Origin of the sequence: Phyllobacterium sp. 628, assembly GCF_014189505.1 — a bacterium.
GTDB lineage: Bacteria > Pseudomonadota > Alphaproteobacteria > Rhizobiales > Rhizobiaceae > Phyllobacterium.
On the sequence record NZ_CP050301.1, the window covers coordinates 1429528 to 1442220 of the forward strand.

General features: G+C 55.4%; 15 protein-coding genes. 6 read left to right on the plus strand and 9 right to left on the minus strand.

The window, feature by feature from the left end:
• The first annotated feature begins 146 nt into the window (after nucleotides 1-146).
• Entirely contained in the window at nucleotides 147-434 is a 288-nt protein-coding gene (locus tag HB779_RS08590) for a DUF1127 domain-containing protein (protein ID WP_188345305.1), read from the plus strand.
• Between the two features lie 106 nt (nucleotides 435-540).
• Here HB779_RS08590 and HB779_RS08595 read toward each other — a convergent pair whose 3' ends face one another.
• The 6 genes from HB779_RS08595 to HB779_RS08620 all read right to left on the minus strand — a co-directional run bounded on the left by HB779_RS08595 (nucleotide 541) and on the right by HB779_RS08620 (nucleotide 6268).
• On the minus strand, nucleotides 541-1524 hold the full coding sequence (locus tag HB779_RS08595) for a DUF937 domain-containing protein (protein ID WP_188345306.1): 984 nt from the start codon (nucleotides 1522-1524) through the stop codon (nucleotides 541-543).
• A gap of 274 nt (nucleotides 1525-1798) precedes the next feature.
• Nucleotides 1799-2737, minus strand: a complete 939-nt coding sequence (locus HB779_RS08600) for a phosphoribosylaminoimidazolesuccinocarboxamide synthase (RefSeq protein WP_188345307.1) — start codon at nucleotides 2735-2737, stop codon at nucleotides 1799-1801.
• Nucleotides 2738-2811: 74 nt separating this feature from the next.
• A complete protein-coding gene (locus HB779_RS08605) occupies nucleotides 2812-3555 on the minus strand; it encodes an SDR family oxidoreductase (protein WP_188345308.1) in 744 nt (247 codons plus the stop codon).
• 11 nt (nucleotides 3556-3566) lie between these two features.
• Complete coding sequence (locus HB779_RS08610; RefSeq protein WP_188345309.1) at nucleotides 3567-4940, minus strand: glutamate--cysteine ligase; 1374 nt, start codon at nucleotides 4938-4940, stop codon at nucleotides 3567-3569.
• Nucleotides 4941-5047: 107 nt separating this feature from the next.
• Nucleotides 5048-5782 carry a 16S rRNA (uracil(1498)-N(3))-methyltransferase gene (locus tag HB779_RS08615; RefSeq protein ID WP_244642493.1) on the minus strand — a complete coding sequence of 245 codons (735 nt, stop codon included), beginning with the start codon at nucleotides 5780-5782 and terminating at the stop codon, nucleotides 5048-5050.
• Nucleotides 5783-5830: 48 nt separating this feature from the next.
• Nucleotides 5831-6268, minus strand: coding sequence for an Lrp/AsnC family transcriptional regulator (locus HB779_RS08620; protein ID WP_188345310.1), 438 nt, complete (start codon nucleotides 6266-6268; stop codon nucleotides 5831-5833).
• 132 nt (nucleotides 6269-6400) lie between these two features.
• On the opposite strand from HB779_RS08620, the gene HB779_RS08625 reads away from it, so the two are divergent.
• Nucleotides 6401-7300: a DMT family transporter gene (locus HB779_RS08625; RefSeq protein WP_188345311.1), complete on the plus strand. Its 900-nt coding sequence runs from the start codon at nucleotides 6401-6403 to the stop codon at nucleotides 7298-7300.
• A gap of 82 nt (nucleotides 7301-7382) precedes the next feature.
• The gene (locus HB779_RS08630) at nucleotides 7383-7910 is read left to right on the plus strand and encodes a GNAT family N-acetyltransferase (RefSeq protein ID WP_188345312.1); all 528 of its coding nucleotides are present in this window, start codon (nucleotides 7383-7385) and stop codon (nucleotides 7908-7910) included.
• A 12-nt stretch (nucleotides 7911-7922) separates the two neighbouring features.
• Here the strand turns inward: HB779_RS08630 and HB779_RS08635 are convergent, their stop codons facing one another.
• Nucleotides 7923-8537, minus strand: coding sequence for a hypothetical protein (locus HB779_RS08635; RefSeq protein ID WP_188345313.1), 615 nt, complete (start codon nucleotides 8535-8537; stop codon nucleotides 7923-7925).
• Between the two features lie 72 nt (nucleotides 8538-8609).
• Here HB779_RS08635 and HB779_RS08640 point away from each other — a divergent pair, with 72 nt between their 5' ends.
• Both HB779_RS08640 and HB779_RS08645 read left to right on the plus strand, forming a co-directional pair.
• A complete protein-coding gene (locus tag HB779_RS08640; RefSeq protein WP_188345843.1) occupies nucleotides 8610-9308 on the plus strand; it encodes a type 1 glutamine amidotransferase in 699 nt (232 codons plus the stop codon).
• A gap of 177 nt (nucleotides 9309-9485) precedes the next feature.
• A complete protein-coding gene (locus HB779_RS08645) occupies nucleotides 9486-9626 on the plus strand; it encodes a hypothetical protein (RefSeq protein WP_188345314.1) in 141 nt (46 codons plus the stop codon).
• Between the two features lie 3 nt (nucleotides 9627-9629).
• Here HB779_RS08645 and HB779_RS08650 read toward each other — a convergent pair whose 3' ends face one another.
• The gene (locus HB779_RS08650; RefSeq protein ID WP_188345315.1) at nucleotides 9630-10367 is read right to left on the minus strand and encodes a metallophosphoesterase family protein; all 738 of its coding nucleotides are present in this window, start codon (nucleotides 10365-10367) and stop codon (nucleotides 9630-9632) included.
• Nucleotides 10364-11146 carry an FCD domain-containing protein gene (locus HB779_RS08655; RefSeq protein WP_188345316.1) on the minus strand — a complete coding sequence of 261 codons (783 nt, stop codon included), beginning with the start codon at nucleotides 11144-11146 and terminating at the stop codon, nucleotides 10364-10366. The genes HB779_RS08650 and HB779_RS08655 overlap by 4 nt, the downstream gene beginning before the upstream one ends.
• A 214-nt stretch (nucleotides 11147-11360) precedes the next feature.
• Between HB779_RS08655 and HB779_RS08660 the strand changes: the two genes are divergently transcribed.
• Nucleotides 11361-12665, plus strand: coding sequence for a DUF3422 family protein (locus tag HB779_RS08660; RefSeq protein WP_244642494.1), 1305 nt, complete (start codon nucleotides 11361-11363; stop codon nucleotides 12663-12665).
• The last annotated feature ends 28 nt before the right edge of the window (nucleotides 12666-12693 follow it).

Consider the following 12693-nt stretch of genomic DNA (forward strand, 5'->3'; position numbering starts at 1 on the left):
TTCGTTTGAATAATCAATTTTTATGGATCATTCTACAGATGTTCAGGAAACGCTGGTTCTAAACGAGCCCAAGCGTGATGCGTAGAAAATGGTTTCTACAAAATTCAACCCTTCTTGATCAGCGCCATTCATAAAGGAGTAGGGCGATGACGACGACAACGAGAACGACTGAAGTAACTGGATTTGTACCCGCGATCACATCCGCGCTGGTGCAGGCTGCTGGCTTTGTCACCCGAATGATCGTCGCCCGTCGCAATCGCAAATCGATTTTGAGCCTCGGCGAGTGGAACGATCAAATGCTGCATGACATCGGTGTCACGCGCGGTGATCTGCATGCTGCCCTTGGCACCTCGCTGCTTGACGATCCAAGCGAAAGACTGGGCGCATTGGCCGACGTAAGGGCCCGTGTCCGCGCAGCACGCTCGATCAGCTAAGCATCGATTGAAGAGTTAGCAGGCGTCCCATTCACGTCGGAATCCCCTCCCGACGCCCCGCCTGCCCACTGCCCGGCCTTACGGCCGGGCTTTTTCTTTCTAATGGCTATTTGTTGCGGTCCATCCCTTTCAGGTATTGGTCGAATATGGATTCAACACCCTTCTGATATTGTTCGCTGGTCTTGCGTCCGGTTTCGAACATCTGGCCAAAGACATCCTTGAACGGATTGTCAGGCGTTGAAGGGGCGGCAGCCGGTTCTTCGGGCCGCTGCGGCTTTGCTTGAGGTTCAGGGGCGGACTGTTGCTGTGCACCGCCGCCGAGCATTTCTCCGAAGATCTTGCCGAATGGATTATCTCCAAACGGGTTCTGTGCCTGGGCATTGCCTCCGGTCTGCTGCCCTTGTGGTGCTGCTCCACCGGGAAAACCACCCCGTGTCATTTGCTCCAAAATCTGGCCCAAGGGGTTGTTACCCCAAGGGTTGGCTTGTCCTTGTGGCTGTTGTTGTCCGCCACCGGCACCGCCCAACATGCCTTCCAGAATCTGTCCCCACGGGTTATTGCCAGCCTGCTGGTTCGGCGCAGTCTGACCGCCAATACCGCCGCCTTGCCGCATCATCTGTTCTATCAGATCACCGATGACATTGCCGCCCCCGAGACCGGCTGCAGCAAACTGGCCGGTGGATTTCTTGTAAAGCCCGCCCATCATCATCGAGGCCAGAACCGGCAGCATCTGTTGCAGCGTGCTTACTGCAATCCCGGTCATCCGTGCTGCATGGTCGGCAACCGCCCGCGACAGTTCTTTCGAACCGAAGAGATTGTTCAAAATGGCATTGCCGTCGGCAATTCCGGCCGGATTGAAAGCGGCCTGCGGATTATCAAAATAGTTGACGTGTTGGCCGGAAGACAGCGCTTGAATGAATGCGCCGACGCCCATCGGATCAGCGGTATTGCGCTGCAAGCCCTGTGAAAAGGCAGGCATCAGTGCTTCGATTGCGGCAATCGTCTGTTGTTGCGAGAGTTGAAACTGCCGGGACAGAGCTTCGACAGCCTGCCCGCCTTGTCCCTTCAGGAACATGTCTACAAGATTCATGGCGCCGATCCTCCTTCGGGCTGATGCACAAGGGAAGACTAGCGCCGCAAAGGCATGAAGTTCAATCTTTTTATCAGCTTAGAGTGTGAGAGTGCATTGACTGCACAACGATTGTGCGTGGTTCGACAAGCTCACCATCAGGGAAAGTGAGGATTGCAGGGAGTTATATTCTGCAATATTTCTGGTCAGCCTTACAGCACCACTCTCCCTCCTGGTGAGCTTGTCGAACCACGAACCACGCACGATATTACTGCAGTGGACCCGATCGCCAATCCTAAAAATACTTCGCCAGATTCTTCCGAATCCGCTGCAACGGATCAACCGATGCATCGCCCGGCACGAAAGTCTCACCCGTGATTGTCTCATAGGCGTGGATATAGACTTTGGTGGTGGCGTCGATCACGTCTTGAGGAATTTCCGGAATGTCATCCTTGTACGGATCACAGCGTTCAACCACCCAGTTGCGCACGAAATCCTTGTCGAAGCTGACCGGGCGCTTGCCCGCTTCATAGCTGTCGGCAAACCAGTAACGGCTGGAATCTGGCGTATGGATTTCATCGGCCAGAACAATGTTGCCATCGGCATCGGTGCCGAATTCATACTTGGTATCAGCCAGAATGAGACCGCGGCTCGCGGCAATTTCCTGGCCGCGCGCAAAGAGTTTCAGCGCATAGCCGGAAACAGTCTCCCATTGTTTTTTGGTCAGCAGCTTCTGGCTGAGAATTTCATCTGCAGTCAAAGGCTCGTCATGGCCGCCATCGAACGCCTTCGAGGTCGGTGTGATGATCGGTGCCGGGAGCTTTTCATTGTCTTTGAGGCCATCGGGAAACGTCGTGCCGTACATTGCGCGCTTACCCGTCTTGTAAAGTGTCAGGATGGACGTACCGGTTGTTCCTGCGAGATAGCCACGAACGATGATTTCCACGGGAAGAATATCAAGCCTGCGGGCAACAACAACGTTCGGGTCCGGATATTCGAGCACATGATTCGGGCAAATATCTTTGGTTTGTTCGAACTGGAACCGTGCCGTCTGCGTGAGCACTTCACCTTTCAGCGGAATGCAGGCCAATATGCGATCAAACGCGCTGATACGGTCTGTTGCAATAATGATGCGCCGACTATCCGGCAGGTCATAGTTCTCCCGGACCTTGCCACGGTAATAGTTCGGCAGCTCGGGGATGAAAGCTTCGGTCAGTGCTTTGTGAGTGGGCATGGTGTGAAGAATCCGCGTCAGACAATCTAACTTTCGCATAACACATAAGTCAGTAAACGGGAGTCAAAATCGACCTAGCGGCCACCGGTTACATCCAGATGAGCACCGGTGACATAGGATGCTGCATCACTGAGCAGCCACACGATGGATTCGCCGATTTCATCGGCCGTTCCTGGACGGCCCAGCGGCGCTGTCACGCCAAGACGTTGCGCCCGGTCCGGTTGGCCGCCACTGGCATGGATGTCGGTCTCGATCAGTCCGGGGCGCACGGCATTGACGCGGATGCCTTCGGGGCCGGCTTCCTTGGAGAGCCCAATTGTGAGCGTGTCCATCGCACCCTTCGATCCGGCATAGTCGACATATTCAGATGGCCCGCCGAGGCGCGCTGCTGCCGATGACAGGATGACAATTGATCCGCCCTTGCCGCCGCGAGAACGTGCCATGCGGCGAACGCCTTCGCGGGCGCAGAGATAAGCGCCGAGAATATTGACATCAAACATGCGCCCCATGCGATCAGCGTCCATATCCATGAGCTTGGACGCGGGCGCGACGATACCGGCATTGACGACAAGCCCGTCCAGCGTGCCGAGCTCATCGGCCTGTTTAAACATGGAAATGACGTCGGCTTCGCTGGCCACATCGCCCTGAATCGCCTTGGCTTTGCCGCCTGCAGCGATAATTGCCGCAACCACTTCATCAGCCGCTGTCTTATTGCCCACATAATTGACGCCAACTGACCAGCCCCGTTGTCCCGCAAGAATGGCTGCGGCACGGCCTATGCCACGGCTTGCGCCGGTGATCAGGATGGTCTTGGTCATACGTGTTTCCTCTAGTAGGCATACTCCAGAAAGGCCGGTTCCACTGAACCGCCCCAGACGGTGTTATACTGACTCAGCATCTGTTCGGCCGAGGTTGTGCCACGGGCAATAACTTCCTCAAGTGAGGCCAGATAGTGGGTCTCGTCGAAACCTTCGCTGTTGAGCAAAGCGCGGTTCTTGAGTCCAAGCCGCGAAATTGCCAGCACATCGCGCGCAATGTCATGCACCGAGCGGTTGCGCAACGTGGCGCGCAGGCCTTTTGCCGGTACGTCGTCGCGCAAAGCTTGTACTTCTTCGTAGGTCCAATCGCGGGTCAATGCTTCGGCAGCGTTCAAAGCTTCGGCATCGTAGAGAATGCCAACCCAGAATGCGGGCAGGGCGCAGATACGCCGCCATGGACCGCCATCGGCACCGCGCATTTCAAGGAAGCGCTTCAACCGGACTTCCGGGAAAAGCGTCGAAAGGTGGTTGGTCCAGTCGCCCATATTGGGCGTGCCTTCTGGAATGGAATCTTTCAGCGCGCCGTTCATGAACTGGCGGAAGGTCACATGAGTGCAGTCATGGTAGCGGCCATGGCGCAGCACGAAATACATTGGGACATCGAGTGCCCATTCGACATAGTCGGCAAAACCGAAATTTTCATTGAAAATGAAGGGCAGAACGCCGGAGCGATTATTGTCCGTATCGCGCCAGATTTCTGAGCGCCAGGAGAGCAGACCATTGGGCTTGCCCTCGGTAAATGGCGACATGGCAAACAGGGCGGTGGCGATGGACTGCAGTTTCACGGAGACCTGCATCTTGCGGCGCATGTCGGTTTCCGAAGCAAAGTCGAGATTCACCTGAATGGTACAGGTGCGATACATCATGTTCAGACCATCCTTGCCAACTTTCGGCATGTAGTTAGACATGATGTTATAGCGCGATTTCGGCATACGTGGCGTTTCGGCCAGCGTCCATTTCGGACTGCCACCGAGGCCGAGAAAGCGGATGCCAAGCGGCTCGGCTATTTCGCGCACCTGCGCCAGATGCGCGTTGGTTTCTCGGCAGGTCTGGTGGATGGTGGAGAGCGGCGCGCCTGATAGTTCGAACTGTCCGCCCGGCTCAAGCGAGATCGCGCCCTGACCGGTTGGCTCAACCAGACCAATAATATTGCCTTCATCGATGATTGGCTCCCAGCCCAGCTTGGACTGCATGCCTTCAAGAATGGCCCGGATGCCACGGGGACCATCATAGGGTACCGGGCTGTGGTCTTCGGTATAGAACGGGAATTTTTCGTGCTCTGTGCCGATGCGCCATGCGGATTGCGGCTTTGAGCCCTGGTCAAGATAGGTTGCCAGTTCTTCGGTGCCGGAAAGGGGCGTCTCGTCTGTTGTATCGCGCGCCATGGATGGTGCTTCCCCACTAGAATTATCGTGCTTGTGGCGTGATTGGCTGTTTTCGGAAACGAGCGCAAGCAAATTTCGCTGATGCACTCATCAAGAGAATTTGTATCTCACCAATCGCCGATCGTCGCCTGAACAAGAGCGAGTGCGGCAACGGCGGCGGTATCGGCGCGCAGGATGCGTTGGCCGAGTGGAATAGCAGTCACAAATGGCAGTTTGCGCAAGGTTTCGCGCTCAGCGTCCGAGAAGCCGCCTTCTGGTCCAATGAGCACGCCGAGCGGCCCGCGCGGCAGGCTTTGTAACAGCGGCAGGGGATTATGGGTATCATGACCTTCGTCGCAGAAAATCAGGCGGCGGTTTGAGTCCCAGCCTTCCAGTAACTTTTCCAGTTTGACCGGCTCCCGCGTCGTGGGAATGGCCAGAACCCCGCATTGTTCCGCCGCTTCAATGGCATTGGCTTCGATTCGATCGATCCCGATGCGTGACACCTGCGTGTGCTGGGTGATGACCGGCTGCAAGACGCCTGCACCCATTTCGACAGCTTTCTGTACGAGATAATCGAGCCGTCCCTGCTTCAGCGGAGCAAAGCAATAAAGCAGATCAGGCGACATGGGCTGTTCGCGTGTCTGTTCCAGCGGTTCAAGTGCCAGCTTCTTCTTGCTTTCAAAGCGCAGCGCAGCCCGCCATTCGCCGTCACGACCGTTGAAGGCGAGAATTTCATCCCCTTCCTTCATCCGCAGGACATTGGCGAGATAATTGACCGCTTCAGCAGGCGCTTCAGCCCGCTTTCCCGCTGACAGATCCGCCGTAATATAAAGCCGTTGCATCTTGTAATTTGCGCGCATGGAAAACCGATGCCAGAGACCGGGTGGAAAGGTCAAGTACAGGATGTTTCATCCCAGCGGCGGCAAACGCCTTTTGATCGTTGATGCCTTGACAATGGACGTGTTGGTTTCTGCCTTTTCCGCCAGCCGGTCCAGCAACTTGTCGAGCTGTTCCATGGTGCGGAAATGGATCTTGCCGATAAAGCAGTCGTCGCCCGTCACCTTGTCGCATTCGGTAATCTCAGGCGTGTCCTGAATGAGCTTTTCAACGATGTGCAGCATTCCGGGCAAGGGTCTTACCCGCACAATGGCTGTCAGATGGTAACCGAGAGCTACCGGATCGATGTCGACGGTGAAGGAGCGAATGACTTTCTTCTCTTCCAGCCGCCGCAATCGCTCCGATACGCTTGGGGAAGACAGCCCGACTTTCTGGCTGAGTTCTTTCAGGGATATCCGCGCATCCTCAATGAGAATCCCGAGAATCGTCTTGTCCATTTCGTCGAGCATTTTATCCTCGTAAGGTGTTTTATGATTTGAGCCTGCATTATACAGGAAATATACATGTTTTGCCTTCTCCTGAATATATCAAATCGTGTTTGCAACGAATAGTCTTGCATCAACAGACAACGGGGTAATGGCATGGAACGGGATATTGTAAGGGGCAGCGTCGAGATGACCGCTGCAATGATGATTTCAGGCACCATCGGCTGGTTTGTGCTGATGTCGGGCCAGCCCGTCCTGTCAGTGGTCTTTTGGCGTTGCCTGATTGGGGCGCTGACATTGCTTGGTATCTGTGCCGCGCTCGGGCTGTTGCGGCCCAATGTCATTTCACTGAAATTGTTTGGTCTTGCCGTGCTTGGCGGTGTGGCCATCGTCTTCAACTGGGTTTTGCTCTTTGCCGCTTATCCCCGCGCATCCATCGCCATTGCCACGACCGTTTATAACGTCCAGCCCTTCATGCTTGTTGGGCTCGGTGCTCTGATCTTCAAGGAAAAGCTGACATTTACCAAACTGTTCTGGTTGGCTCTGGCCTTTGCCGGCATGCTCTTGATCGTGCAGGCCAAACCGGGCGGTGGCTATACGGGCACCGATTATATTGCAGGCATTGGCCTGTCACTGGGCGCGGCTTTTCTCTATGCGATTGCCGCCATCGTAGCCAAGCGCCTCAAGGGGACGCCGCCACATCTGATCGCGCTCATTCAAGTCTGTGTCGGGATTGTGCTGATGATCCCGCTTGCGGATTTCAGTGTGTTGCCAAATGGCGTGGGTCAATGGAGCAGCATCGTTACCATCGGTGTCATCCATACCGGGCTGATGTACATTCTGCTTTACAGCGCCATCCAGAAACTGCCGACACATCTGACCGGATCTCTTTCCTTTATCTATCCGATTGCTGCCATTCTGGTTGATTACTTTGCCTTCGGTCATCAATTGCAGCCCAGCCAGTTTATCGGGTCGGCGGCGATTCTGATCGCTGCGGCAGGTACAAGCCTTGGTTGGAAGATCGGGAGGGCTGCACCGGCAAGTGTCAAAGTTTGATCTGGATATCGCTTGATTGCGAGATGAGTTTTGTTCTATATTTCACTAAAGAGCATATCAATCTGACATATAGAGCAAGCACATGGAACTCCGGGCACTAAAACGCAGCGAGATCGAACAGGTCTGGACCATCGATCGCAGCGAGATCATTGAAAACATTTATGTCTTGCTGGATGGCAAACTGGTCCTGCAACCACACTATTTTGATGTTCCCGGCTGGGAAGATGGCGAGGCGGAAAAATACACGCCCCTGCTGCAGGCAAGTTTTGACCGTGGCGGACAGTTCTTCGGCTTCTTCGATGGCGATAAAGTGGCTGGTGTTGGTGCGGTTGATACAATCTGGCGCGGTCCAAAGCAGGAGCTTTTGCAATTGACCTTCCTGCATGTCAGCAATGCTTATCGCGGTCAGCGCCTGGGCGTCCGCCTCTTCGAACATTGCAAGGATGTTGCCAGAGACATGGGTGCCAAGGGGCTTTATGTCTCGGCAATACCGTCAGAAAATACAGTGGATTTCTACCGCCGTCTGCGTTGTGTCGTCACAGAGACACCCGATGCAGAATTGTCTGCACTCGAACCGGAGGACATCCCCCTGGAATGTCTTTTCAAATAGAATAACGCATATTCAGTATATCCCTGAAATGACCGGGATATATCCAGCGCCCAATGCCCGCACCGTTGATGGCGGCGTGAGCAGGCTGACACCCTGCGTTGGTGCTGGGCAAAGCGTATAGCCGTCCCAAGACCATCGATAGGTCTGCCCATCGCGGATCAGATAAGCATTGTCGCCTGATGTGACTATGCTGCCATCGGGCAGGCTGGTCACCGGCATTGGCAACGGATGGCGTTTCTTGCCGCCGCTCGCATCCAGACGCTCGCCATGAAGCACTGCATCCATCTGTGGTGCCGAAGGTTTCTCCACTTCATTTCCTTCGGCCCACGCAGCCTTGAAGGCATTGGCTCGTTGCCGCTGGCAATAGAAGCAGGGGCGGTGACCGGCACTGAGTGCGGTGGCTTCATCTGTAAAGAACAGTTCGGTCCAGCTTTGCCGGGCCATCACCGCACGGCGGACGTTCTTGTATTCGCAGACACAGATGATCCAGGCCTTGAGTGTCCAGCACCGTTTGAACAGCGTTCGGGTTGCCGGGTCGTGAATAATGCCGCGATTTCCCATGAATGTGCCGCGTTGTGGCACGGACACGATCTCGCCAAAGGGTGTGACACGGTTTTGCAGGGGCATTTGATGGCTTCCGGCTGTGAGGGGACCATGCTATCGCAAGAATATCTTCAACGCGATCATCAGGCAGGTATAATGCGGGTTCTTGTCGTTCAGAATTATCAGAATACCGGGTTGGGTCTGGTCGGGCGCGCTTTGAACGAGGTGAATGCAGAGGTTGAAATCGTACAAGCGCATCTTGGTGAAGCATTGCCGCAAGATGACTCCAACTATGACGCGCTCATCGTGCTAGGTGGCGATCAGAATGCGCTCGCCGATGATGAATTTCCTTATCTCCCTGACCTTGCTCGTCTGACCAAACGGTTTGGCGATGCCGATAAAGCCGTGCTTGGCATTTGCCTTGGCAGTCAGCTTGTTGCGCGTGGTTATGGTGCCGAAAATCTGCTTAACCGGCCACCCGAATTCGGCTGGCATGACATTACGTCAACCGCCGAAGGCACTTCAGACCCGGTTCTCGGCGCCACGCCGCAGCAGTTTCCGATTTTTCATTGGCACCGCGATACATTTTCATTGCCGGAGGGAGCGGTGCATCTCGCGTCGAGCACGATCACGAAGAATCAGGCTTTCCGGATTGGCCGTGCCGTCTATGCCATCCAGTTCCACTTTGAAGCCGACACCGCGTTGGTCGAAGAGTGGAAGCACGTCTTCGAACCTGAGATCAAAGCGAACAATCCCGATTGGCTGGAGAATTATTCCGCTCTTGTCGCCAAAAACGGGGCAGCAGCGGACGCGGCTGGGTTGGCATTGGCCCGCGCCTGGGTCGCGCTCATTTAAGCCTCACCGCAGATTCAGTTGCAACTCTGCAACAGCCAGCATTTGAATCAAATTGCATCGCCGGTATTCATGTGGAGCGTGTCTTTGATTCACTTGCTGGAAAGAATTGTGCGCTGTAGTTGCCGGGCCGGTTAGCTGGCATCAAGCCAGACCGAAGACAATGATGGAAACGCCCAAATGACTACCAAGAGTGCTGCCCTTTTGACTGCCGTGATGCTTGCATCCATCCTTTTCATGGGCGCTGGACTGGTATCCGTTGATGCCGGTGGCCACACAGTTTCCACAGACGGCTACGGCATCAGCTCCTCAGCGCGTTAACATTTAAGCGGTTGCTTCGAGAAAAGACTTGGCTTCGGCGTCAATCCTGATGGCGCTGAGGCGACCACTGGCATAAGCGCCGGTATCAAGATTAACCCGGTTCTGCCGCACTTCAACATCGCTGGCCGGTGTATGGCCATGGATGATCACCTTGGAATGCAGGTGCGGATCGTCAAGAAAATCCCAGCGTATCCAGATCAAATCCTCGGGATTTTGCCGCTCCAGATCGACACCGGGCCGGATGCCAGCATGGCAAAAGAAAAAATCACCCATAATGGTTGAGCGCCTTAGTCCTTGCAGAAACTCCACATGTGCGGCGGGTATAGCGCGCAGAAGCGCACTGCGCCCGGCAGCAACGGATGCCGGATCATAGAAATCAATGGTAACGCCATAGGATTTTGCAGTCTGCTTGCCGCCATGACGGGCGAAAACACCGTTTACATCGCTGCCGTTGAGAAAATCCAGAAATCCGACATCGTGATTGCCGGCAAGCGTTAGCATGCGATGTGTCTTCTTCTGTGCATTGACAAAATACTCCAGCACACCGCGCGAATCCGGGCCGCGATCGACATAATCACCCAGATGGACGACAACCCAGTCAAAGGGTGGAGTTTTTTCATTCTCGGCGAGAATACGCCGGTGCATCTCCTGCAACAGGTCGAGCCGGCCGTGCACATCACCGATGGCATAGACGCGCATTCGCTCGGGACCTCGGGCATGTTTGAAGTCGACAGTTTTCATGTCCGGTCCGACTCTCTTTGACTGCGGCGCAGACGCGACGTGTTTTCCCACGCGCTGTTGCGGGCTGCTTCCTGTTGTGCCTGTTCAATGAAATCGATGTGCTGCCGCACCGCCGCCCGCGCCTTGACCGGGTCTGACGCCATGATCGCATCGAAAATAGCCTTGTGCTGGTGCAGCAATTGTTCCCGTGCACCTGGAAAGCCGTAGATGAGCGTGCGGTTGTAAAACACGTCATCAGCCAGAAGCCGGTAACATGAGCGTAGCGTGTGCAGAAGAATGATGTTGTGCGCACATTCGCCGATGGTGCTGTGGAGCTCGACATCAAGCTCCGCTTCTTTCTTGAAATCGTCGGTGTCGTAGGCGTGCTGCATCGCGTCCATGATATGCTGCAACAGTAAGCGGTCGTCTTCGGTTGCCCGCCGTGCGGCATATTCCGCCGCTATGCTTTCGATTTCCCGCCGGTATTCAAGATAGTCGGCCGCCGCCTTCCGGTGACTGGAAATCAGATCCATCACCGGTTTGGAAAAGACTTCGCCGATGACGTCGGCAACAAAAGTACCCCCGCCATGCCGGGCGACAAGCAGGCCCTTGGCTTCCAATGTCTTCAGAGCACTGCGCAGTATTGGCCGCGACACGTCGAACTGAACAGCCAGGTCCCGTTCGCCCGGCAATTGATCCCCGACCCGCAACACGCCTTCAAGGATCAGCATCTCGATTTGGCTGACAATGTCATCGGCCGTGCGCGAAGATTGGATGCGGGCAAAGACGAGGCGGCTCATAGTCAAACTGGTCCGTGCGAATGATTTTCTGCCGCAGCGTATCGGTAAATCGGCGAACTGGTCAATTCTTTGATCCACTTTGCCTGGCGCCTTGGCATCGTCGCTCGCATAAGCGTCGCATAGCCGCAGTCTCGTGGCGCAAAGGCGCATTGAAACACCATGGTATTGCGTTCACCATCCTGTGAATGCCGATCAAGGGGAAAGACCGGTTGATATGAAGGGGAAAAGACTAAGAACTGCAGCGGCAAGCGCTGCCTCAAGTTCGGGTGGCGTCATGGGCTTTCCGGCCCACGCGGAGCGTTCCGTGGCGTTGGGCGAAGTCCACGCCAGACCCTATCCTCTCGTGGATACACCGCGCCTGCTGATTCAGTTGGCTTTCATGACCGAAGGCGGATCGACAGTTGATCATGCGGTTCTGGCGGAACTTTCCCGCAGTATCGGCATAGCTTCTCCCGCCCGCGATGCAAGACATCACATTATGCCATGGGGCAATGGTACCTTGCGCTGGGAGCGTCATACGGAGTTCTCGACTTATTTGTGGGAAGGACCGATGCCGCGCGCTGGCCAGACGGCGCAACATCCATTCGGGCACGGTTTCAATCCGCCCGGCACGGTCATTGATGGCGTACGGCTGGAGATCATCCGCAAGGACAGCAATGCTGCGGCGTTGATCGAGGAATTTGATCCGACAAGCCTCTGTTACAGCGATGTTGAGAATGGCCTTGCCTCGATCATTACGGATTTCCGCCAGGATGGCGACGGTATGACCCGCATTCTCATTCTCGATAACGGCTTGTCGCCGGCGCGCGCCGGGGCACTCTCTCAGCGTGTGATCGAAATCGAGACCTACCGCACGCTGGCAATGCTGGGGCTGCCGCTGGCGCATTCCCTGTCACCGCGCATCCGCCGTATTGAGGATCGTCTGGCGGGCCTGACCACGGAAATGCGCGCGCCGGATGCTGACAATCACAAATTGCTTGATGAGCTCACATCGCTGGCGGCGGAACTTGAAGCGGACGCAGCTTCGAGCCTTTACCGGTTTGGTGCCAGCCGCGCCTATAACGGTATTGTACTGGAGCGCTTGGCGGCATTGCAGGAAGAACCGGTAACAGGCTACGAAACCTGGGCGGCATTCATCCAGCGCCGTATGGCACCTGCCATGCGCACCTGCCGTTCTGTCAGTGGCAGACAAGAAAACCTTTCCGAGAAACTGTCACGCGCCGCAACCTTGCTGCGCACGTCGGTGGATGTCGAGTTGGAGCGGCAGAACCGTGATCTCTTAAGCTCCATGAACCGGCGTGCACAGCTGCAATTGCGTCTGCAGCATACGGTGGAAGGCCTGTCGGTCGCAGCAATTTCATACTATGTTGTTGGTCTGTTTTTCTACCTTGCCAAAGGGGCGGAAAGCTACAATCCGGATTTGCATTCTTCGGTGCTGACTGCCGCCTTTGTGCCCGTTGCGATCATCGCCATGTGGTTCGTGGTGAAGTCGATCCGCAAATCCCACAATGATGATTGATTGAATGCGCTGCTCTTCTCATAACTGC